The sequence below is a fragment of the Bradyrhizobium sp. 76 genome, from assembly GCF_023073025.1.
Lineage (GTDB): Bacteria > Pseudomonadota > Alphaproteobacteria > Rhizobiales > Xanthobacteraceae > Bradyrhizobium.
On record NZ_JADPIS010000059.1, the window covers coordinates 391,683 to 414,965 of the forward strand.

18 protein-coding genes are annotated in these 23,283 nt (G+C 64.6%); 12 read left to right on the forward strand and 6 right to left on the reverse strand.

Going from position 1 to position 23,283, the window contains the following annotated elements; genetic code table 11:
* Nucleotides 1–130 precede the first annotated feature (130 nt).
* Nucleotides 131–367: a DUF1127 domain-containing protein gene (locus IVB48_RS14300; RefSeq protein ID WP_027566875.1), complete on the reverse strand. Its 237-nt coding sequence runs from the start codon at nt 365–367 to the stop codon at nt 131–133.
* 183 nt (nt 368–550) lie between these two features.
* Between IVB48_RS14300 and IVB48_RS14305 the strand changes: the two genes are divergently transcribed.
* The gene (locus IVB48_RS14305; RefSeq protein WP_247287368.1) at nt 551–1,894 is read left to right on the forward strand and encodes a PLP-dependent aminotransferase family protein; all 1,344 of its coding nucleotides are present in this window, start codon (nt 551–553) and stop codon (nt 1,892–1,894) included.
* A gap of 80 nt (nt 1,895–1,974) precedes the next feature.
* Here the strand turns inward: IVB48_RS14305 and IVB48_RS14310 are convergent, their stop codons facing one another.
* Complete coding sequence (locus tag IVB48_RS14310) at nt 1,975–2,574, reverse strand: YdcF family protein (protein WP_247400467.1); 600 nt, start codon at nt 2,572–2,574, stop codon at nt 1,975–1,977.
* 80 nt (nt 2,575–2,654) lie between these two features.
* A complete protein-coding gene (locus IVB48_RS14315) occupies nt 2,655–3,242 on the reverse strand; it encodes a hypothetical protein (protein ID WP_247400468.1) in 588 nt (195 codons plus the stop codon).
* 79 nt (nt 3,243–3,321) lie between these two features.
* Here IVB48_RS14315 and IVB48_RS14320 point away from each other — a divergent pair, with 79 nt between their 5' ends.
* Nucleotides 3,322–3,756 (forward strand): hypothetical protein, encoded by a 435-nt coding sequence (locus IVB48_RS14320; protein ID WP_027566871.1) that lies wholly within the window; start codon nt 3,322–3,324, stop codon nt 3,754–3,756.
* A 2-nt stretch (nt 3,757–3,758) separates the two neighbouring features.
* On the opposite strand, the gene IVB48_RS14325 is transcribed toward IVB48_RS14320, so the two are convergent.
* From IVB48_RS14325 to IVB48_RS14335, 3 genes are all read right to left on the reverse strand, one after another.
* The gene (locus IVB48_RS14325) at nt 3,759–6,158 is read right to left on the reverse strand and encodes an EAL domain-containing protein (RefSeq protein WP_027566870.1); all 2,400 of its coding nucleotides are present in this window, start codon (nt 6,156–6,158) and stop codon (nt 3,759–3,761) included.
* Nucleotides 6,159–6,270: 112 nt separating this feature from the next.
* Complete coding sequence (locus tag IVB48_RS14330; RefSeq protein WP_247400470.1) at nt 6,271–7,674, reverse strand: MFS transporter; 1,404 nt, start codon at nt 7,672–7,674, stop codon at nt 6,271–6,273.
* Nucleotides 7,675–7,832: 158 nt separating this feature from the next.
* Nucleotides 7,833–8,339, reverse strand: a complete 507-nt coding sequence (locus IVB48_RS14335) for a ferritin-like domain-containing protein (protein ID WP_247400472.1) — start codon at nt 8,337–8,339, stop codon at nt 7,833–7,835.
* A 426-nt stretch (nt 8,340–8,765) separates the two neighbouring features.
* Between IVB48_RS14335 and IVB48_RS14340 the strand changes: the two genes are divergently transcribed.
* The 10 genes from IVB48_RS14340 (at nt 8,766) to garD (ending at nt 23,273) form a co-directional block, all read left to right on the forward strand.
* Nucleotides 8,766–9,848 carry a YbhN family protein gene (locus IVB48_RS14340; protein WP_247400474.1) on the forward strand — a complete coding sequence of 361 codons (1,083 nt, stop codon included), beginning with the start codon at nt 8,766–8,768 and terminating at the stop codon, nt 9,846–9,848.
* 154 nt (nt 9,849–10,002) lie between these two features.
* Entirely contained in the window at nt 10,003–11,952 is a 1,950-nt protein-coding gene (locus IVB48_RS14345; protein WP_247400475.1) for a hypothetical protein, read from the forward strand.
* Nucleotides 11,953–12,290: 338 nt separating this feature from the next.
* Entirely contained in the window at nt 12,291–14,066 is a 1,776-nt protein-coding gene (locus IVB48_RS14350) for a S8 family serine peptidase (protein ID WP_247400476.1), read from the forward strand.
* A gap of 8 nt (nt 14,067–14,074) precedes the next feature.
* Nucleotides 14,075–15,193, forward strand: coding sequence for a hypothetical protein (locus tag IVB48_RS14355; protein ID WP_247400477.1), 1,119 nt, complete (start codon nt 14,075–14,077; stop codon nt 15,191–15,193).
* Between the two features lie 126 nt (nt 15,194–15,319).
* Nucleotides 15,320–16,672: an MFS transporter gene (locus IVB48_RS14360; protein ID WP_247287384.1), complete on the forward strand. Its 1,353-nt coding sequence runs from the start codon at nt 15,320–15,322 to the stop codon at nt 16,670–16,672.
* A 122-nt stretch (nt 16,673–16,794) separates the two neighbouring features.
* Nucleotides 16,795–17,700, forward strand: a complete 906-nt coding sequence (locus IVB48_RS14365; protein WP_027518955.1) for a LysR substrate-binding domain-containing protein — start codon at nt 16,795–16,797, stop codon at nt 17,698–17,700.
* 124 nt (nt 17,701–17,824) lie between these two features.
* On the forward strand, nt 17,825–18,769 hold the full coding sequence (gene kdgD / locus IVB48_RS14370) for a 5-dehydro-4-deoxyglucarate dehydratase (RefSeq protein WP_027518956.1): 945 nt from the start codon (nt 17,825–17,827) through the stop codon (nt 18,767–18,769).
* 26 nt (nt 18,770–18,795) lie between these two features.
* Nucleotides 18,796–20,139: a glucarate dehydratase gene (gene gudD / locus IVB48_RS14375; RefSeq protein ID WP_247287386.1), complete on the forward strand. Its 1,344-nt coding sequence runs from the start codon at nt 18,796–18,798 to the stop codon at nt 20,137–20,139.
* A 19-nt stretch (nt 20,140–20,158) separates the two neighbouring features.
* On the forward strand, nt 20,159–21,607 hold the full coding sequence (locus tag IVB48_RS14380) for an aldehyde dehydrogenase family protein (protein ID WP_247287388.1): 1,449 nt from the start codon (nt 20,159–20,161) through the stop codon (nt 21,605–21,607).
* A 124-nt stretch (nt 21,608–21,731) separates the two neighbouring features.
* Nucleotides 21,732–23,273 carry a galactarate dehydratase gene (gene garD / locus IVB48_RS14385; RefSeq protein WP_247400478.1) on the forward strand — a complete coding sequence of 514 codons (1,542 nt, stop codon included), beginning with the start codon at nt 21,732–21,734 and terminating at the stop codon, nt 23,271–23,273.
* Nucleotides 23,274–23,283 lie beyond the last annotated feature (10 nt).

The window sequence follows — 23,283 nt, forward strand, 5'->3', positions numbered from 1 at the left end:
GCGCTACTTCAGCGGTGCGCTGCAGAGCCGGGGCCCATGTTGCAGCGATGGCTGTGGCTTCCTGGCTCCCGGCTCTGCGCAGCAACGCGAAGAGGCGTTGCAGCGCGTCCGGGACACGGGCGAAAAGCGCTTACAGATACCGCGTCAGCTCTGCTTTGGCCTGGCCGTAGACCGCGTCCTCGATCTGGCTGCGCGTGATCCCGATGTCGCGCAAGGCGCGGTCATCGAGGTCGTTCAGCGTCTTGACGGCGGAGCGTTGCTCCAGGCGGTCGAACAGCGCATAGGCGCCGTTGGCCAGCTTGCGGAAAAATCCGTCCGACGAGGATGAGCGTAAACTCCGCCCGGCGGTCTGCGAGATCGTGGTCATTGTCCTTCTCCGGCCTGTTGTCCACGCGGCGAAGCGGATGCCGTTGGCGCACGCGCCCGAGCGCCTGCACCTCATTTGCCTCGGATTGCTCTCGCTCTCCTCAGCTCAATCGTGAAGCTTGATGGAACTTAAATGCTCCACTACACTACTCGGAGCAAGTGAAACATTGCTCTCGGTGCAATAATGTCCAAGTTCGAATACGTGAAGCTTGCCGATGCCATTGCTCTCGATATCTCTAACGGCACGTTAAGACCGGGCGATCGGCTGCCGCCGCAGCGCAATTTTGCCTATGACCGTGGCATCGCGGTCTCGACCGCGAGCCGGGTTTATACGGAGTTGCTCCGCCGCGGCCTCGTCGTCGGCGAAGTCGGCCGCGGCACCTTCATCTCCGGCGCCATCAGGCGCGAGGTCGAGGCGCTGAGCGAGCCGCGCGACGCGCGGATCGATTTCGAGGTCAATTACCCGCTGCTGCCGCAGCAATGGGCGATGATCGCCAAGAGCCTTGCGGGCCTCGAGCGCGTCGACGCGCTCGAATCCGCGCTGCGCGTCTCCACCAGCACCGGGACCAAGAGCGCGCGCAATGCAGCCGCCGCCTATCTCGCGCGCAAGGATTTCGCCCCGCAGGCCGAGCAGATCGTCTTCACCGCCAACGGCAAGCAGTCGCTCGCGGCCGCCCTCGCAGCCCTCGTTCCCACCGGCGGCCGCTGCGGCGTCGAGGCGCTGACCTATCCTTACGTCAAGAGCATCGCCGCGCGGCTCGGCGTGACGCTGGTCCCGATACCGATCGACGAATTTGGCGCGCGCCCCGACGCCATCCAGAAGGCGCATCGCGAGGCGCATCTGTCGGCGCTGTATCTCCAGCCCATCATCCAAAACCCGCTCGGCGTCACCATGAACGCGACACGGCGCGCGGACATCATGCGCGTCGCCGAGAAACTCGATCTCACCATCATCGAGGACGCCGTCTACGGCTTCCTGGCCGACGACACGCCGCTGGCCGCGCTTGGCCCCGACCGCTGCATCGTGATCGACAGCCTGTCCAAGAAGGTCGCGCCGGGCCTCGCGCTCGGCATCCTGGTCGCGCCGCCACGACTGCGTGAGAGCGTGATGAGCGCGGTCCGCACCGGCGGCTGGATCGCGTCCGGCCATGCGCTGGCGTCCGGGCAGCGGCTGATGGCAGACGGCACCGTCGCCGAGCTGACGCGGCTGAAACGCGTCGACGCCGCGCGCCGCCAGCAGGCTGCGGCAAGGCTGCTCGCCGGCTACCAGCTCGCCGCCGATCCGCGCTCCTATCACCTCTGGCTCACGCTGCCGGCACACTGGCGCTCGCAGACCTTCGTCGCCGCAGCAGCCCGGCGCGGCATCGCGCTGACACCGTCCTCGACCTTCGCGATCGCCCATGGCCACGCACCGAACGCGGTGCGGCTCGCGCTCGCCCCGCCCTCGTTCGAGCAGCTCGATTCCGGCCTGCGCACGATCGCATCGCTGCTCGGCACCAAGGAAGAGGATTTCGACTCGACGGAGTAGCTAAAGCATTCTCGAGCGAAGTGGGTACCGGTTCGCGTCAAGAAAACGCGTCAAGCAATAATCTGATGCCGTTCCCCCGCTCAGGCCTCCGGCCATTCCGCGATGAAGCCCTTCGCCTTGTAAGGCTCGATCTTGTCCCATTCGTGCAGCATGCGGCGGCAAAATTCGGGATCGGTGTGCCAGAGCGCGCGCGGCGTCGCAAAGCTGTCGACAGTGAGCAGCATTTTCTCGACCTCCGGCCAGTGCCGGTGCAGCGTCATCGGATAGCGCCGCGCGGTCCAGGTGTTGCCGAGGCAGATCACGCTGCGGACATTGTGCAGCCCGAGCGCCGCGTCAATGATCGGCAGCGAGAGGATCACGTTCTCGCCGGTGTTTTGGGCACGATGTTCCTCGAGAATTCGGTCGGCCGGAATGCCCGCCGCGACCATCGCCGCCTTGATGATCATGCACTCGGATTGCTCCGAGCCCGCCGTCACGCCGCCGCTGACAATCGACCAGCGGAAATAGCCCTGGCGCCATAGTCGCGCCGCCGTATCGGCCCGCAGCGTGACGTCCTCTCGGGTGCCGAACATGAACAGGAGGTCCGCCGGCTGCAGCGGCGCATCGATCAGATGTGCGCGGTTGATCTCGGAGATCTCATCCGCCGAAGGCCTACGCGTGCCGCGGTCCATGGTTGACATGGCAGCACGATGCGACACCGGGGCAACGGCACGAAGTCACGTTTGGTTGCGGCCCATTGCACCCAAGGCAGCAAGGCCATTTAGGGCAGCAAGGCGCGCGGCACGCGATCGAAGCTGTAGCTCCGCGGCTGGTTGCGCCGGACGAACCCGCCGATCTGCCAGGCGAACAGCGCGGCAAAGCCGATGATGAACAGCGCCCCGGCGAATTCGCCGATCGCGAGCGCGCGGATCAGGAGCCCCGTCATCGCCACTGCAAGCACCGCAAGAAAAGCCAGCATTGTCGCGTAAGTCCTTCGGCCGAGGCCCGCGGTCAACTCGGCGTGGCTGCCGGCCTGCGCCATGCGCGCGTGCAACGCGACGATGAAGTCGCGAAAACCATTGTCCTGCGGCGCCATTAGGGCCGCGGTTTCCCAGCTCGTCGAGAGGATCGCCATGCGGCCGCCACCGGTGTGGCTGACATCGGCGCGAAAGCGGTGCTGCTGCATCGACACCGGGCGGAACGACAGCCGGATTGCACTGATCTCGTCATAACGCCACAGGGCCGAACGGCCGCCGATGTGCCAGGACAGCCCCTCCTCCGTCAGTTCGAAGCGATGCGCCGAGCCGATCAGCGACGCCTTGTAGGCGTAGCTCGCGCCCGCAGCCGCCTCAGCTCCCGAATCCTGCATCTTCACAATCGATCCAATCCGGGCGATCCCATCTGCGATCCGCTTGCGTGAGCGCCCTGCCCCATCCTACAAGCGGGACATGGCTGAGACGATTTTTTTTCCGCGCCGTCTGATTCTCGGCGCCGCCGTGATCTCGGGCGTGCTGCTCGCGCTCGCCGTGCACATGCTGGGCGCGCGCTACGGGCTCGACCTCGGCGGCCTCTGGCACTCGGATACGCACGAGTTCATACCGGCGGGCGCGGCGATCGCCTGGTGGCTGATCGCCTCCGTCGGCTTCTCCGGCGGCTATTTCACGGCGACATTGATGCAGAGCGCCGTCTCGGGCCAGATCCCGCAACGGATGCGGCAATTCCTGATCGCGGTCGGCGTGCTGCTGCTTGCGGGCGCAGGCCAGGTGGCCTCGGCGCCGAGCCCGGTGCCGACGGTCTCGGGCGTGCTGGCGGGGATTGCCGCGCTAGGCCTCGGTGCCGTGATGGCGTTCTGCGGCGCGCATTTCGCACTGCGCCGCGGCTAACCTCAGGCGGTCGCGCGCAACGGCGGTCGGTCCAGCATGATCGCGACATCCGCAGCGGGCCGCGGCTTGCTGAACAGATAGCCCTGCGCCTGGGTGCAGCCTTCGCGCCGGAGCAGCTCGAGCTGCGCGTCGTTCTCCACCCCCTCTGCCGTGGTGACGATGCCGAGGCTCCGGCCCAGCCCGGTCACGGCGCGGATGATCGCCATGGAATCCTCACGCGTCGCAAGTTCCGACACGAAGGAGCGGTCGATCTTGATCTTGTCGAAGGGGAAGCTGCGCAGATAACTCAGCGATGAATAGCCGGTGCCGAAATCGTCGAGCGAGATGCGTACGCCCATGGCGCGGAGGTCGTGCAGCGTGGCCAGCGTCGCCTCGCTGTTCTGGAGCAGCACGGATTCGGTGATCTCGAGCTCGAGACGGCGCGCGTCGAGTCCGGACGCGACCAGCGCCTCGGTCACGGATGCGATCAGGTTCGGATTCTTGAACTGCACCGGCGACAGGTTGACGGCGACGTCGACATCGTCGGGCCAGGTGGCCGCGTCGGTGCAGGCGGAGCGCAGCACGAACTCGCCGAGCTGGATGATCAGTCCGGTCTCTTCGGCCAGCGGAATGAAGTTCATCGGCGCGATCAGGCCGCGCTCCGGATGGTTCCAGCGCAGCAGCGCCTCGAACGCGACGACGCGACCGCTGACGACGTCGCGGATCGGCTGATAGTAAGCCTCGAACTCGTCGCGTTGCAGGGCGGCGCGCAGGTCCATCTCCAGCAGACGCCGCGCCTGCGCGCGCGCATCCATGCCGGTCTCGAAGAACCGATAGGTGCCGCGGCCGTCAGCCTTGGCGCGATACAGCGCGAGGTCGGCGTTCTTCAACAGCTCGTCGGGATTGCTGCCGTCCTGCGGCGACAGCGAGATGCCGATCGAGACGCCGATGATGATCTGATGGTCGTCGATCTCGTAGGGCGCCGAGATCACCTCGACCAGGCGGCCGGCAAGGGATCTTGCCGCGGTTTCCTCCGAACGTCCGATCTGGACCACGGCGAACTCGTCGCCCCCGAGCCGCGCCACCGTGTCGCTCTCGCCGACGGTGGCCTTCAGCCTGCGCCCGACCTCCTTGAGCAGCGCGTCGCCGATGGGATGGCCGAGGGAGTCGTTGATGTCCTTGAAGTGATCGAGATCGAGACAAAGCACCGCGAGCTGGTCGCCCGATCTGGTCCGGCGCAGTCCCTGCACGAGCTGCTCGTGGAACAGCACACGGTTCGGCAGGCTGGTCAGCGCGTCATGGCGGGCCATGTGCGAGATCTTGGCCTGGGCCTCCAGCCATTCGGTGATGTCCTCGAAGGTCGCGACCCATCCGCCGCCCTGCATCGGCTGGTTCACGACCCGGATGGAGCGGCCGAACCTGGTCACGACGTCCGTCGTGGTGCGGCTCTCGCGCGCGTCGGCGACGAGGCGGGCGAAGAATTCGCCGGCATCGCCCTGCCACTGACCCTTGGCCTGCTCCTCTCGCAGCACGTCGACCAGCAGCCGGCCGGTGAGCAGGATGTCGGTGCGGCCGAGCATCGCGGCATAACGCTCGTTGAACAGGATGATCTTGCCGTCCGCATCGAACATGCACAGTCCCTGCGACATGTTCTCGAGCGCCGTGTCCAGCACGATCCGCTGGCGGCCCAATTCGCCCTTGGCGCGGCGGTCGAGCAGCGCGGCCACGAGCGCAATCGCGATGATCGCGACCGCGGCACCCGCTGTGAAGAAGGACAACGAGGCCGCCGGGATCGATAACCCGCTGGTCGCGAGCGTCGGATCCGGCGTCAGAACGACGGCGCCCATTGCGGTGAAATGATGTGCGACGATGGCGACCGTCAGCAGGGTGCTCGCGGTTAGCGCATGGAACAGGTCGTCGCGCCGCGCAGCGACAAACAGCGCGAGCGCCGCAAAGACAATTCCGAACAGCACCGAGGCGGCAACCGTGCTCCCGATCCAGTCGACGCGTGCCGGCATCTCCAGCGCCGCCATGCCGGTATAATGCATCGTCGCGACCGCGGTGCCGACGATGGCGCCGCCGAGCACGATCCACGGCGCGCGCGCGGAGGATGCCGCCAGACTCAGCCCCACGAAGGTTAAGGAGATCGCGAAGATCAGCGAAAGGATCGTCACCGGGATGTTGTAGGCGCCGGCGCCGCCCGGCCCGTAGGCGAGCATCGCAATGAAATGCGTCGCCCAGATGCCGCATCCGCTGACGGCGGCATCCAGGGCGATCCAGACCAGGCGCCCGGAGCCGTGTGTCGCGCGCGCCCGGTGAAACAGGCTGATCGCCGCCGCGCTTGCGAGCAGGCACACCGCGCCGCCAAGCGCGACGAGCCGCCAGTCGTGCTCCTCGGTAAGACAGTAGAGAACTTGATACATTGCGGGCCCCTATCGACCCGCACTTGAACCGACAGAGATGGACAGTCGGTAACCGGCTACGCGCCTGTTTCGGGGATGGTGAACGGAAGCTGTGTGCATTCGCTCGGATTGTTCATCCGCGCGCCGGCGCGCCGAGGCCGATCACGGCGGCGGCGAGCAGGAGCACGGCCGCCGACACGACCAGCGACAGGTGCAGGCCCGTCATGAACGCGCCCTCCGAGGCCACCAGCGAGCCGAACAGCGCGACGCCGAGCACGCTCCCGGTTTGTCGCGTCGCGTTCAGCACGCCCGCAGCGATACCGGAGCGTGCCTTCTCGACGCTGCCCAACAAGGTCGAGGTCAGCGGCGGCACCAGCAGCCCAAGTCCGCTGCTGATCGCGATCATCTGCGCAAAGATCGCCCAATAGCTCGTGCCGGCTTCGATCCAGAGCAGGCCGACGCAACCGAGCCCCGAGACGCAGGCGCCGACGACGATGGTCGGGCACGGGCCGATACGCTCGGCGAGGCGCGGCGCCAGCAGATTGACCGGCAGCACCACGCCCATCATCGGCACGAAGGCGAGACCGGTCCACCATGCCGACAGCCCGTTGATCCTCTGGAAATACAGGCTGAGCACGAAGATCAGGCCGTAGATCGCGATGTTGACGAGCAGGCCGACGAGCGAGGTCAGCGCGAACAGCCGGTGGCTGAACAGCGACAGCGGCAACATCGGCTGTGCCGCACGGCTCTCGCGCCAGACGAAGAGCACGGCGAGAATTGCGGCTGCGACGAAGGCCGCGACCACGGCTGGATGGTCCCAGCCAAGCGCGCCACCTTCGATGATCGCGCCGGCGAGCGCCCCCAGCGCACCAATTGCCGCGAGCTGGCCCGGCAGATCGATCTCGCGCGAGCGAGCCCGCGTGGTTTCGCTGGCGTAACGCCAGCTCAGCCACAGGCCAATGAGTCCGACCGGCAGATTGACCAGGAAGATCGCGCGCCAGCCGACCAGCGTGATCAGCGCGCCGCCGACGAAGGGGCCGGCAGTGAGCGCGAGGCTCGCACCGGCGGCCCAGATTGCAACGGCGCGGCCGCGCTCGCGGTCGTCCGGATAGGCATGATTGAGCAGGGCAAGAGAGTTCGGCACCAGGATCGCCGCCGCCAGGCCCTGGACTAGCCGCGCCCCAATCAGCACGGTCGCATTGGGCGACAACGCGCAGGCGAGCGAGGCCACGGTGAAGATGGCAAATCCCGCCATGAAGACGCGCTTGGCGCCGATGCGGTCGCCGAGCGCGCCGGCCGTCAGGATGAATGCGGCAAATGCAATGGTGTAGGCGCTGACCACCCATTGCAGCTCGGCGACGCCGCCTCCGAGCGTCCTGCCCATCGCATCGAGCGCGGTGTTGACGATGGTGACGTCAAGCTGCACCACGCCATAACCAAGGCTCATCGCGGCAAGGGTGAGGGATGTCGCAAGGCGCGAGCCGGCATGCGGCGCGCCGGCTCCGAAGGCTTCGTATTTGACGGTGCTTACTCGCATGCTGCCATCTCGGTTGCAGCCCCATGCGAACGATACGCATCCAACCCGCCGTCATGTTACGACAACGATCGAATGATGGATGCATGATGGGATGTGATGCGCGAGCGTCGCGCGGACGGCCGCGCGACGCTCTGTCCTGATCCAGGCCGCGCCTGGCCCTAGCTCGCCGCGCGCAGGTTCACCTTGCTCTCGGCGAGAGTGGTCAGCTTCTTGTCGGTCGCTTTCTCTTCTTCCAACGTCTTGGCGAGCACGCTGGCGCAGTCGTTGCGGCCGAGTTGCTTCGCCCAGGCGATCAGACTGCCGTAGCGGACGATCTCGTAATGCTCCGCCGCCTGTGCCGCGTTGATCAGCGCCGCGTCGAGCACCGCCTTGTCGGCCACTTCGCCGGCGGTCTCGTCGGCTTCCTCGATGATGCCGTCGATCGCCGGGCAATCGACCGCCGTCACCTGCGCACCGTGCATCTTGAACACTTCCTCAAGGCGCTTCACGTGCTCTCTGGTTTCTTCGAGGTGCGTCAAAAAGCCCTGCTTCAGCTGCGGATCGGTCGCCTTATCCGCCATTTTCGGCAGAGCCTTGGTGAGCTGCTGCTCGGCGTAATAGATGTCCTGGAGTTGATGAACGAACAGGTCGTTCATGGTTTTGATGTCTTTTGTGAACAATCCCATCGGTCCGATCCTCTCGGGTTGTGGGAACACAGAGGCGCCGGCTTGCAGGAGAAGCCGGTTATTCCGCCATGTTCGATTGCTGATGCGGCACTAACCAGCGCAGGGCATCGTCGTTCCAAAAAAGCCCGCATCCCTTGCGCTGGAACAATGTTGGCCGTGCAGGATCTGAGACCATGTCACAGACGGACGCGACCGATCCCACGACTCATATGCTTAACGCGCGTCCGATGTGAACCGCGTATGACAAAGTGGCTGGTCCAAGCTGGTCCAAGGCAGAACCTATCCTTGTCAAGGGCTGCACAAGTCACTGTTTTTGCCTTAAATGAGCTACATCATGCCTAGCGATCCAAGCCCACATCGGGCACTGATCGCATCCGACTGGCCAATGTCTGGCCTGGTCGGTCTTGCCCCCCGCCGGGAGGATGAATGCACGGACTGCTGACCGCGCTGAAGCGCGGCTTCAAGAGATGGATCGGCTGGCGGCGCCTCGGCGTTGCGGCGAGCGTCTTCATCATTGCGTTCGCGATCACCACGCTGGTACGGACGCTCAAGGGCATCGACACCGGGGTCATCCTGACCGCGTTGACCGAGATCCCCCGCGGTAACATCGGGCTGGCGGCGATCTGCGTATGCTTCGCGTTCTGTACGCTGACCTTCTACGATTTTTTTGCACTGCGAACGATCGGCAAGAAGCACGTGCCCTATCGCATCGCAGCGCTCTCCAGCTTCACATCGTATTCGATCGGCCACAATATCGGCGCAACCGTCTTTACTGGTGGCGCGATCCGCTTCCGGATCTATTCGGATTACGGGCTGAATGCGATCGATGTCGCAAAAATCTGCTTCCTGTCGGGCCTGACCTTCTGGCTCGGTAACATCTTCGTGCTCTCGATCGGCATGGCCATCCATCCGGATGCCGCCTCCTACATGGATCAGCTGCCGTCGTCGATCAACCGGCTGATTGCGCTCAGCGGCCTCGCCTCGATCGGCGCGTATCTGGTCTGGCTGTGCATGGGCGAGAAGCGCCGCGAGCTGGGCCAGAAGGGCTGGAAGGTGGTGCTGCCGTCAGCGCCGCTGACGCTGGTGCAGATCCTGATCGGCGTCGTCGATCTCGGATTCTGCGCGCTGGCGATGTACCTTCTGGTGCCGGCCACGCCGCAGATCGACTTCCTTTCGCTCTCCGTGGTGTTCATTTTGGCGACATTGCTCGGCTTTGCCAGCCACGCCCCCGGTTCGCTCGGCGTGTTCGACGCCGCCATGCTGGTGGCGCTGCCGGAGTTCGGCCGCGAGCAGCTTCTGGCCACGCTCCTTGTCTTCCGCATTCTCTATTTCGTGATCCCGTTCGGACTGGCCATCTCCATCATGGGCACACGCGAGCTCTGGATGAATGTGGTGGAGCCCTGGCAGGAGCGCCGACGGCTGGCGGAGGCCTGCGCGCAGGCCAACCTGCCCAAGCAGGTGGCAGCGATGGAGCGCGAGCGGTCGCTGCGGCAGGCCAGCAAGCGCTGAGCATGATCCGAAAAAGTGCGAAGCGGTTTTCCGGAAAGATCATGCTCCAACGATAGTCCGCTAGACGCCGGCCAGCAAAACCGTCAGACCGATGTTGCAGGCGGAGAGCAGCTCTCTTATTTCCGCCTCAACTTTGCCGTTGAAAATGCGGGCCATGACCCCTGTATCCCTTCGCCGTTTCCTCGCTGGTGCCCTGCTGCTCGCCGGGCTCCTCACCGCCCTGCCGCTGGAGCGGGCGGCCGCGCAGGACGCGGGCGCCATGCAGATCAGCTGGGAGGTGCGCAACCGCTTCCGGCTGTTCCGCGAAGAGCGCGACTTCCTGCTCCATGTCGAGAACGCACGTAACCGCAGCATCCTCGCCGCCGAGCAATCGCTGGAGCTCCAGAGCGAGGGCCGCGGCTGGGCCCGCAACATGGTCAACCGGCTCTGCATCGACCTCCAGGGCCGGGTCAACCAGCCCTGCACCCGCGACAACACGAAGGAAAACTATCTCACCCCCCTCGACCATCCCGTCACCGTGCGTCTCGCCGGCGCGGTGCCGGTCGGCGCCACCTGCGCCTGGTCGTTCGACGACGGCGACGGGCCGCAACAATCCACCTTCGACTGCGCCGAGCCGATCAATCTGCGGGTCCGCTACGGCAAGCAGACGGTCGCGACCGTCGACGTCTCCTCCGGCTCCGATCCAACCCAGCGGGTCCAGACCGAGATCCAGGTCCGCGACATCTTCGTCGCTGGCCTCGGAGACAGCATCGCCTCGGGCGAAGGCAATCCGGACCGGCCGCTGGCGCTGTCGGACGAAGGTTTTTGCTTCCGCTCCTATCTCGGCACCGCCGGCGCGCAGTATTACCGGCCGAGCCGCGCCGGCTTCAAGGGCGGCCGCGCCTGCGAAGCGCCGGATACGCTTGCCAACTGGCAGCGCTACAGCGCGCTCTGGTTCAACTCGCCCTGCCATCGATCGCTCTACAGCTACCAGGCCCGCACCGCGCTGGCGCTCGCGGTACGCTACACCCACGTCGCGGTGACGTTTCTGCCGCTCGCCTGCACTGGCGCCAGCATCAGCGACGGGCTGCTCGGCTCGCAGCGTGCCCGTGAATGCCCGCCCGGCAAGACCGGCGTCTGCAACGTCAGCGTGAACGCACAGGTCGCCGAGCTGCGCGAGGCGCTCACCGCTGCCAGGAAACGGCAGCCAGAGCGCACGCTCGACCTCGTGCTGCTCTCGGTCGGCGCCAACGACGTCTATTTCTCCGGCCTCGTCGCCGACGTGATCGTCGAGACCGCAACCGAGCGCGCGATATTCCGGCGCTCCGGCGTGATGGCGAGCGTCGATGATTCCCGAGATGCGCTGGCGCGCGAACTGCCGCAGAATTTCGTCAAGCTACGCGAGGCGCTGAAGCCGCTGGTCGGTGGCGACCTCTCGCATGTGGTCTACGTCTCCTACGCCAACCCGGCGCTCGCCGATGGCGGCGTGCCTTGCCGCGGCGGCCGCGCCGGCTTCGACATCCATCCGTCCTTCAACGCCGATCCGCAGCGCCTCGCCCGCGTGTCGACCTTCGTCGACACCGAATTCCTGCCGCAACTGAAGGGGCTCGCCACCTGCACCCGCGGCGCGCTGTGCCGCGATCCCGAGGCCGACCGCATGACCTTCGTGGATTCGCATCAGGCGGCGTTCGCCGATCACGGCTTCTGCGCGCATTCGGGCAACGATCCCGAATTCGACCGCACCTGCTTTGCCGAGAACGGCCAGAGCTTCAATCCTGACATCGTGAGCGCGGCGAGCCAGCCGATGCTGTGCGGCCGCGGCGCCTCCGAATTCCGCGCCTATCTGCCGCGCGCGCGCTGGATCCGCGACGCCAATGACAGCTATTTCGCCGCGATGACCTATCCGCAAGGCTTGCCGGCAGCAAGCCAGCCGACCGACATCCACGACGCGACTTGGGGCGTGCTCTCCGCCGTCTATGGCGGCGCCGTGCATCCGAGCGCCGAAGGCCACGCCGCGATGGCGGACGCGGCACTGCCGGCCGCAAGCGCCGTGCTGGGGCTGGATGCGGCACCGCCGGGCGTGACACGCGGGCTGCTCGCGCCGCTGCCGGCGGCGCAGCAGTAGGCATCTGCGCCAAAATGGCGCAGGCGACCTCTCCGGCCTAAATTGAATGCACGACTTCGCCAATGCACGCTAAAGTTGGGCGCAGGGGCTTGGGTCAGACCAAATGCTCGCACGCCCGCCTACGTCACACGGAGGAGGCTGCCTTGGCGAAGCGATCAGCGAGAGGTCCGGCCAAGAAGCGACCGCGAGGTCCCACGCAGCGTAGCAGATCGGCGACCCAAGCTTCGCGAGGCCGGGATCAGGAATCACCGCGTCTGTCCGAGGACACTTGGCGAAGCCTCATTTTCAGGACATTTGGTCACCAGCGCTTCACGCAAGATAGCCCCATCCTGCCGGACGTGTGGCTGGCCTACGCCAAGGCCGACAAGGGGGTGCGCGTCGACATCATCCTAACTCCCAAGACGGGACACGCGCCCGGTGCCATTGCGCAGTCGCTTGAGCAGCGATTGCTGCGCTATCACAGGAACTCCGGCAGAACGACCAGCACGCTCAAAAGCGAGACGATGATCGCGTACAGCAGGTCCTCGGTCGTAGCCAAGCTGACATTTGCAGAGCTGATGCGCGTCGTCATTCCCATGACGAACTGGTGGCGTGACCTTCCCATGCAATTGCGATCTTTCCAGGAGGTCGAAGAGCGGCTGTCGCAACTGGAAACGCAGCGAACGAAGTTCAAGACCGTCGTCAATACCAGCCAACAATGGGATTACTTCCGCTTCATTGTCTTGGCTGGGTTCATCGACAGTTGGCGCGAGCGTCCCGATCCCGAAGACCTGGCCGAAGTTCTGCAAACCGACGCCAATAATTTTCGGGATATCAGGAGCATCACGGAAGGATTTCTGAGCCAATTCCGCCGGTTCAAGCAAATTCCCGGCGACGAGGACGGAAAGCTGATTTGGAGCATATCACTCAATCGCCGCACGACTGTGTCGCTGTTTCAGTCCCGGCAAGCCGTGAAGGCGGACGCGGCACACAACTTGTTCAAGATCAATACGAAGGGGATCGCCTGGGCCGTCATCGACTGCGGCATCGACGCCACCCATGTTGCTTTTCTTGACCGCGCTAAGAGCAAGTATTCAGAGCCCGGACAGGGCATTCTGCCCGAGCACTCGAGGATCAAGAAAACATATGACTTCACATACTTGCGAACGTTGCTCGCGCTTCAAAGTGGCCGCTTCAAGACCTCGGGCGGGCGACAAGTCGTCGTCACCCAACAGCAACAGCAGGAGCTTGTGGATCTTACGCGCCGGGTCAACCTTGGCCGGGAAATTGATTGGGACATGTTGCTGCCACTGATTACGGTCCCTTACGACAGGTACGAGCCACCCTCGCAAGAGCACGGCACACACGTTGCCGGCATTCTGGCGGGAAACTGGCCCGAGCAGGACAATGACGATAACGGTCCTCTCTTCGGAATCTGCCCCGACCTTACCCTTTACGATTTTCGTGTCTTTGACCAGAACGGTGAGGCGGAAGAGTTCGTGATCATGGCGGCCCTGCAGGTCGTTGCGCATCTCAATCGCTTTCGCGCAAATCCGGTCATCCATGGCGTCAACTTAAGCCTCTCGATACGGCACGAGGTCATGAGTTACGCCTGTGGACGTACTCCGATCTGCGACGAATGCTCCAGACTTGTCGGCGACGGGGTGGTGGTGGTCGCGGCGGCCGGGAATCAGGGATTCAACCAGCATCCCGAAACAGGCGGCGGCGACTTTGGAAGCTACCGCGTCGCGAGCATCACGGATCCGGGGAATGCAGACGCCGTGATTACGGTAGGTTCAACTCATCGCAGCGAGCCCCACACATACGGCGTGAGCTACTTCTCGAGTAGAGGGCCGACCGGAGACGGACGGCGCAAGCCGGATCTGGTCGCTCCTGGAGAGAAGATCACGGCTCCCATACCGAATCTCGGTTCAAAGCGCATGGATGGGACAAGCATGGCAGCGCCGCATGTGAGCGGCGCAGCGGCATTGCTGATGGCGCGCCACCGCGAGCTGATCGGCAGGCCAACCATGATCAAGCAAATCCTCTGCAAGACGGCCACTGATCTCGGCCGCGAAGTTAGCTTCCAGGGGGCAGGCATGCTCGACGTGCTACGCGCGCTGCAATCCGTCTAGGAGCCGTCATGATCCGATTTGAGGCCTTGAATGCAAAGCACGGCGATGCCCTGCTTATTCAATACTCCTGGAAGAACAGGAAGCGTCTCTGGATCATCGACGGCGGGCCGAAGGGAGTTTGGAAACAGACATTGAAACCGCGATTGGAAGAGTTGCGAGGCGACGATTCCGAACTGGCGGTCGATCTTGCCATGCTGAGCCATGTCGACGAAGACCACGTCACTGGAATCTTGCAGATGACCAAAGGGCTCGCCGAACAGGAGGACGGCGCCGCGGACTTTCTCGAAATCAAGCGATTTTGGCATAACAGCTTCCGTGACATCGTCGGCAGTTCCGCCAGCTTGCAGGCAGGTATGACGTCTCTCGCCGGCACGCAAGCGAAGGCTGAGGCGGCGATGACCAGTGCCGATCCCCAACTCAACATAGGCAACGGCTCGCTCGACCAGCGCGCGGTTGCCGTTCTTGCCAGCATCGGCCAGGGCCGTGAGCTGCGGGACTATCTGACTAAACTTCAGCTCAGCGGAAACGACCCGTTCGGTGGCACCTTATCCTCGAAGAGCGGGAGCAAGGTCGTGGACGGCGCCAAGGTCACGCTCGTAGGACCGATTAAATCGCGGCTGGACGCATTTCGACAAAAATGGAAGAGCGAATCCGGCAACGCCGCAGCGCTCGCTGCGTTGTTCCGCGACGATCTTGACGAGTCGCCAACAAACCTGTCGAGCCTCGTGATGCTGGTCGAAATCGCCAAACGTAAGATCTTGCTGACCGGCGACGCGCGCGGGGACGACATCGTCGACGGCTTCAAGGACGCAGGTTTAGATCTGCCTTCGAAGCTCGACATCTTGAAGATGCCGCACCATGGTAGCGACCGCAACATCACCGAGAAGTTCCTCAGGTCGTTTCCCGCAAAGCACTACGTGATCTCGGCTGACGGCAAGTACGGGAACCCGGATAGCGATACGATAGAGAACATCGTGAGTGTCCGAGGCGACGGCGACTATACGCTGCACTTCACAAATGATGTGAAGGGCCTCAAGACGCAACTGACGAAGTTGCAGAAAACGCGGTCATTCGAGTTCGAAATCCGCGCAAAGAGCGCTCCATCCCTCGCTATAGAACTCGGATGACGTCGACTCCCGTTCCATCAATCCAAAATCGGCATCGATCGATACTGCCTTGAACTTGGACACTTTGCCGCGCGCACCTCTAGGAGTCGCAGTGGGGAAACGTTTCGAGTTCTAAGGAGGCGCGCAATGAGCGCAGTGATGTCCGCAGCGGACGTGAGAAGGTCTCGCGTCAGGCTGTTCATCGTGACCATGTTGTTCCTGGTCACGACCGTCAATTATGCCGACCGCGCCACGCTGTCGATCGCGGGCCCCGCGCTCTCCAAGGAGCTACATCTCGACCCCGTCGCGATGGGCTACATCTTCTCGGCGTTCGGATGGTCCTATGTGATCGCACAGGTGCCGGGCGGCTGGCTGCTCGACCGCTACGGCTCCCGCCTCGTCTATGCGTTCAGCATCATCGTCTGGTCGCTGTTCACGACGCTGCAGGGCTGGGTCGGATTCTTCAGCGCCGGCACCGCGATCGTCGTGCTGTTCGGCTTGCGCTTCCTCGTCGGTATCGCCGAAGCGCCCTCGTTCCCCGCCAATGCTCGCATCGTCGCGGCCTGGTTTCCGAGCAACGAGCGCGGCACCGCCTCTGCGTTCTTCAATTCCGGGCAGTATTTCGCCACCGTGATCTTCGCGCCGCTGATGGGCTGGATCGCGCACGGCTACGGCTGGCGCTACGTGTTCTTCGTGATGGGTGCGCTCGGAATCATCATGGGCATGGTCTGGATCAAGACCGTCTACGGGCCGAAAGAGCACCCCGGCGTCAACGAGGCCGAATTCGACTACATCAAGGCAGGTGGTGCGCTGGTCGACCTCGACGCTCCCAAGGACGACCTGAAGCATGAACGCGCGGCCGCTTCCGGTCCGGGATGGGACCATATCCGCCAGCTGCTCTCCAACCGCATGATGCTCGGCGTCTATCTCGGCCAGTACTGCATCAACACGCTGACCTATTTCTTCCTGACCTGGTTCCCGGTCTATCTCGTCAAGGAGCGCGGCCTCTCGATCCTGCAAGCCGGCTTCGTCGCGACGCTGCCGGCGCTGTGCGGCTTCATCGGCGGCGTGCTCGGCGGCGTCATCTCCGACGCGATCCTGCGCAAGACCGGCTCGTTGACGATGGCGCGCAAGATCCCGATCGTCGGCGGCATGCTGCTGTCGATGTCGATCATCGCCTGCAACTATGTCGACGGCCAGGCGCTGGTGGTCGGCTTCATGGCGCTCGCCTTCTTCGGCAAGGGCATCGGCGCGCTCGGCTGGGCTGTCGTCTCCGACACCTCGCCGAAGGAAGCCGGCGGCGTCTCGGGCGGCCTGTTCAACACCTTCGGCAATCTCTCCTCGATCAGCACTCCGATCGTGATCGGCTACATCCTGGCCGCGACCGGCTCCTTCAACGGAGCGCTGATATTCGTCGGCGCCAATGCGCTGGTGGCCGCATTCGCCTATCTCGTGGTCGTCGGCAAGATCGAGCGCGTGGTGCTCAAACGTTCCTCCTGAGGGCCCCCATGGGAGCTTGACCAGGCAACTTAACGGCGGCTTCACGGCCGCCGTCTTTGTTTTGGGAGTAATCGATGCTAGAAGCGCCGGGGAAACGCCTTATCCATCTAAGGCATGTATCGATGTTCGACCTCAACCAGCTCCGCTGTTTCGTCACGGTGGCGGAGGAGTTGCATTTCGGCCGCGCCGCCGCGCGGCTGAACATGACCCAGCCGCCGCTGTCCCGGCAGATCCAGGTGCTCGAGCACATCATCGATGCGCCGCTGCTGGAGCGTACCAGCCGCTCGGTGCGTCTGACGCCGGCCGGGCGCAGCTTCCTGCCGGAAGCGCGGCGCATCCTGAAGCTTGCGGAAAGCGCCTCGCAGGTCGCCCGCCGTATCGCGCTCGGCAAGTCCGGCTCGCTGAAGATCGGCTTCACCGCGGCCGCTGCCTACGGCTTCCTCCCCGAGCTCGTCGCCGCCTGCCGCGCCAAGCTGCCCGAGGTGGACTTCTCGCTGAAGGAGATGGTCTCGGGCGACCAGTTCGAGGCGCTGACCTCGGGCCAGATCGATGCCGGCCTGCTCAGGCCCCCGATCGCGCGCCCCGAAATCGCCAGCCGCCGCGTCGTCGCCGAGCCCCTGCTCGCCGCGATCCCGAAAAAGCATCCGCTGGCGAATGCCGAGACCATCACGATCAAGGATTTCGACAACCAGCCCTTCGTGATGTATTCGCCCTATGAGAGCCGCTACTTCCACGACGTACTGGTGGCGCTGTTCACCCGCGCCGACATCCTGCCGCGCTATGTCCAGCACCTGAGCCAGATCCACTCGATCCTCGCCATGGTGCGCGCCGGCCTCGGCCTTGCCATCGTGCCGGCGGCGGCGGCGAGCCTGAAGATCGCGGACGTCCGCCTGCGGCCGCTGAAGCTGCGCACCCGCGTCCCGGTCGAGCTGTTCATGGTCTGGCGCCGCGACGACGAGAATCCGCTGCTGTCGGCGCTCGTCAAAATCGCGAGCGAATTGTCCTCGGCGGAGGTGATGGAAGATTGATGCTGAATTCGCATCGGTCGATATAGGCTTTGGCTTGGACCCGCATCGAACGGTCTCCTAAACCACGGCGCATGGACGCGCAGCCTTTGCGTCCTCCACAACATGAGACCAGGGAGCAGCGCCCATGAGCAAGATGACCCCGCAGGAAATGGCCCAGAAGATCGGATCCGGCCTGCTGTCTTTCCCCGTCACGCCGTTCAAGGCGGACTACTCCTTCGACGAGACGACCTACCGCGCCAACATGGACTGGCTCTGCGGCTATGACGTCGCAGGCCTGTTCGCCGCCGGCGGCACCGGCGAGTTCTTCTCGCTGACGGCCGCCGAGGTTCCGCAGGTGGTCAAGATCGCCGTGGACGAGACCAAGGGCCGCGTGCCCGTCCTCGCCGGCACCGGCTACGGCACCGCCACCGCGCGCGAGATCGCGATCGGCGCGGAGAAGGCCGGCGCCGACGGCTTGTTGCTGCTGCCGCCCTATCTCACCCATGCGGAGCAGGATGGCCTTGCTGCCCACGTGGAAGCGATATGCGCCTCCGTGAAGATCGGCGTCATCGTCTACAACCGCGACAACGCCATCCTCCAGCCCGATACGCTCGCCCGCCTCGCCGAACGCTGCCCGAACCTCGTCGGCTACAAGGACGGCATCGGCGACATCGAGCTGATGACCCGGGTCTACACCAAGCTCGGCGACCGCCTGACCTATATCGGCGGCCTGCCGACCGCGGAGACCTTCGCGCTGCCCTATCTCGACATGGGCGTGACCACCTACTCCTCGGCGGTGTTCAACTTCGTTCCGGAATTCGCCACCAACTTCTATGCCGCCGTGCGCAAGCGCGACCACGCGACGATCCACGCCGGCTTGAAGGACTTCATCCTGCCGCTGATCGCGATCCGCAACCGTAAGAAGGGCTATGCGGTCTCGATCATCAAGGCCGGCATGAAGGTGATCGGCCGTGATTCCGGCCCGGTCCGACCGCCGCTGACCGACCTCACCGAGCAGGAGATCGCGGAAGTCACGGCGCTGGTGAAAAATCTCCCCGCCATCCGATCGTCACAACAGGCTGCAGAATAACAGACGACAACAGGGAGAAGCCTGCGATGGCCAAGACCGAGATCACTGGCGCACCGGTCGTCACCGCGATGCAGGTGATCCCGGTCGCAGGCCGTGACAGCATGCTCCTCAATCTGAGCGGCGCGCATGCGCCGTTCTTCACCCGCAACATCGTCATCCTCACCGACAATGCCGGTCACACCGGCGTCGGCGAGGTGCCTGGCGGCCAGAGGATCTGGCAGACGCTGCAGGACGCCCGTGATCTCGTGATCGGCAAGACCGTCGGCGCGATGAACAACATCCTCGCCGATATCAGGACCGCATTCGCCGATCGCGATGCCGGCGGCCGCGGCAAGCAGACTTTCGATCTCCGCGTCATGATCCACGCCGTCACGGCCGTGGAGTCGGCGCTGCTCGATCTGCTCGGTCAGCATCTCAACCTGCCCGTCGCAGCCCTGCTCGGCGAGGGCCAGCAGCGCAACAGCGTCGAGACTCTCGGCTATCTCTTCTTCGTCGGCGACATCAGTAAAACCAAGCTCGACTATGTCAGCGGCGAGACCGGCAAGGCCGAATGGTTCAACCTCCGCCATCAGGAGGCGATGACGCCGGAAACCGTGGTGCGGCTCGCGGAAGCCACCCACGACCATTACGGCTTCGCCGATTTCAAGCTCAAGGGTGGCGTGCTGCGCGGCGAGCAGGAGATCGAGGCCGTCACCGCGATCGCCAAGCGCTTTCCGAATGCGCGCGTGACCCTGGATCCGAACGGCGCATGGTCGCTCGACGAGGCTGTCAGCCTCTGCAAGGACATGCACGGCATCCTTGCCTATGCCGAGGACCCCTGCGGCGCCGAAGGTGGCTTCTCCGGTCGTGAGATCATGGCCGAGTTCCGCCGTGCGACCGGCCTGCCGACCGCGACCAACATGATCGCGACCGACTGGCGGCAATTGTCCCATGCGCTGCGCCTCGGCGCGGTGGACATTCCGCTGGCCGATCCCCATTTCTGGACCATGCAAGGCTCGGTGCGCGTGGCCCAGACCTGCCGCGACAACGGCTTGACCTGGGGTTCGCACTCCAACAACCATTTCGACATCTCGCTCGCCATGTTCACCCATGTCGGCGCCGCCGCCCCCGGCAAGGTCACCGCGATCGACACGCACTGGATCTGGCAGGACGGCCAGGCCCTGACCAAGGAGCCACTCCAGATCAAGGGCGGCAAGATCGTCGTGCCTGAGAGGCCGGGCCTGGGTATCGAAATCGACAGGGCCGCCATCGACGCCGCGCATGACCTCTACAAGCAGCATGGACTCGGCGCCCGCGATGACGCTATTGCCATGCAGGACCTGATCCCCGGCTGGACCTTCGACGACAAGCGTCCCTGCCTCGTGCGTTAGAAAATTCGGAGGAAGAGATATGACTGCGATCCTGAAGAACTTCATCGGCGGCGAATGGGTCGATGGCTCCGCCGTCACCAAGAACATCAACCCCTCCAACACGAACGACGTCGTCGGCGAATACGCCAAGGCCGACAAGGCACAGACCGAGAAGGCCATCGCAGCCGCCAAGGCCGCCTTCCCCGCCTGGGCGCAGTCGACGCCGCAGGCGCGCTACGACGCGCTGAACAAGATTTCGCTCGAGATCATCGCCCGCAAGGAAGAGCTCGGCCGCCTGCTCGCCCGCGAGGAAGGCAAGACGCTGCCGGAAGGTATCGGCGAGGTCGCCCGCGCCGGCCAGATCTTCGCATTCTTCGCCGGCGAGGCGCTGCGCATGATCGGCGAGAAGGGTGCCTCGGTGCGTCCCGGCATCGACGTCGAGCTCACCCGTGAGCCGATGGGCGTCGTCGGCATGATCACGCCCTGGAATTTCCCGATCGCGATCCCCGCCTGGAAGATCGCCCCGGCGCTCTGCTACGGCAACACCGTGGTGTTCAAGCCTGCCGAGCTGGTGCCGGGCTCGGCGCATGCGCTGTCCGAGATCATCACCCGCTCCGGCATCCCGTCCGGCGTGTTCAACCTCGTTGTCGGCTCGGGCTCCGTGGTCGGCCAGACCCTGATCGAGCATCCCGACGTCGCCGCGATCACCTTCACCGGCTCGGTGCAGACCGGCCGCAAGATCGCGCAGGCCTGCGTGACCTCGAGCAACATGAAGAAATTCCAGCTCGAGATGGGCGGCAAGAACCCACTGGTGGTGCTCGACGACGCCGACCTCAAGACCGCCGTCGAAGTCGCCGTTAACGGCGCCTATTTCTCCACCGGCCAGCGCTGCACGGCGTCCTCACGCCTGATCGTCACCGAAGGCATCCACGACCGTTTTGTTGCGGCGGTGACCGAGCGCCTGAAAGGCCTCACGGTGGACGACGCGCTCAAGGCCGGCGTGCATATCGGCCCGGTGGTCGACCAGAGCCAGCTCGACCAGGACCTGCGCTACATCAAGATCGGCCAGGACGAGGGTGCCAAGCTCGCCTGGGGTGGCGAGTTGCTCAAGCGCGAAACGCCCGGCCACTACCTGCAGCCGGCGCTGTTCACCGAGGCCAACAACAACATGCGCATTTCGCGCGAGGAGGTCTTCGGCCCGGTCGCCGCCGTCATTCGCGCCAAGAACTACGAGGAGGCGCTGGCGATCTCCAACGACACCGAGTTCGGCCTTGCCTCCGGCATCTGCACCACCAGCCTGAAATACGCCTCACACTACAAGCGCAACAGCGAGTCCGGCATGGTGATGGTCAATCTGCCGACCGCCGGCGTCGACTATCACGTGCCGTTCGGCGGCCGGAAGGGTTCGAGCTACGGCGCCCGCGAACAGGGCTCCTATGCCCGCGAGTTCTACACGACGGTGAAGACCGCCTATACCTTTCCCGGCTAACCACGGGCAAGATATCGTAGGGTGGGCAAAGCGAAGTGTGCCCACCGCCTTACGTTCGGTGTGAAGATGGTGGGCACGGCGCGTTGCGCCTTTGCCCACCCTACGGCTTCGGAGGCAAGCGCAGATGGACCAGTCAGTCGCAGCGAAAGAACAGCCTCGCTACATCAAGCTCAACGAGCGCGACAACGTCGCGATCGTGGTCAATGATTTCGGGCTTCCCGCCGGCTCCCGCTTCGCCAGCGGGTTGACGCTGCGCGCCTTCGTGCCGCAAGGCCACAAGACGGCACTGGTCGACATCCCGCAGGCCGCCCCGATCATCCGCTATGGCGAGGTGATCGGCCATGCGCTCGCGCCGATCCTGGCCGGCGAATGGGTGGACGAAGCCCGCATCCGCATGCCGGACGCCCCTGCCCTCGACAAGCTGGAAATCTCGACCGCTGTGCCCGCGCCGCTGCCGCCGCTGGAAGGTTTTACGTTCGAGGGCTTTCGCAATTCCGACGGCTCCGTTGGAACGAAAAACATCCTCGGCATCTCCTCATCCGTGCAATGCGTCAAGGGCACGATGGAATATGCGGTGAAGCGCATCCGCGCCGAGCTGCTGCCGCAATACCCGAACGTCGACGACGTCGTGCCGCTGACGCATGCCTATGGCTGTGGCGTCGCCATCAACGCGCCCGACGCCGTGATTCCGATCCGCACGCTGCAAAACATCGCGCAGAACCCGAACTTCGGCGGCGAGATCCTGGTCATCAGCCTCGGTTGCGAGAAGCTCGCGCCCGAGCGTCTGGTGCCGGAAGGCGTCAGCAACGCCATCGTGCGCATGCAGGACGAAGCCTTCGACGGTTTTGGCGCCATCGTCGACGCGATCATGACCCAGGCCGAAGCCCGCCTGAAGATCCTCAACAAGCGCACCCGCGAGACCTGCCCGGCCGCCGATCTCGTCATCGGCCTGCAATGCGGTGGCAGCGACGCCTTCTCCGGCGTCACCGCCAATCCTGCCGTCGGCTTCGCCGCCGACCTGCTGGTGCGCGCCGGCGCCACCGTGATGTTCTCGGAAGTCACCGAAGTGCGCGACGCGATCCAGTTGCTCACCCGCCGCGCCATCAACGAGGACGTCGGCCGCGCGCTGGTCCGCGAGATGGCCTGGTACGATTCCTATCTGGCCCGGGGCGGCGCGGACCGCAGCGCCAACACCACGCCGGGCAACAAGAAGGGCGGCTTGGCGAATATCGTCGAGAAGTCATTGGGCTCAATCGTCAAGTCCGGATCGTCCGCAATCACCGGCGTACTCTCGCCCGGCGAGAAGGCGACGCAGAAGGGCATGCTGTTTGCGGCAACGCCGGCGTCCGACTTCATCTGCGGCACGCTCCAGCTCGCCTCCGGCATGACGCTGCAGGTGTTCACCACAGGCCGCGGTACGCCCTATGGCCTTGCGGCTGCGCCCGTCATCAAGGTCGCGACCCGCACCGAGCTGGCCCGACGCTGGAAGGACCTGATCGATTTCGATGCCGGCGGCATCGCCACCGGCGACAAGACCATCGAGGAGACCGGCTGGGACCTGTTCCGCCTGATCCTCGACGTCGCCAGCGGCCGCACGCAACCCTGGTCGGATCGCTGGGGCATCCACAACGATTTGACGCTGTTCAATCCGGCGCCGGTGACCTGAGCGCTGGGCG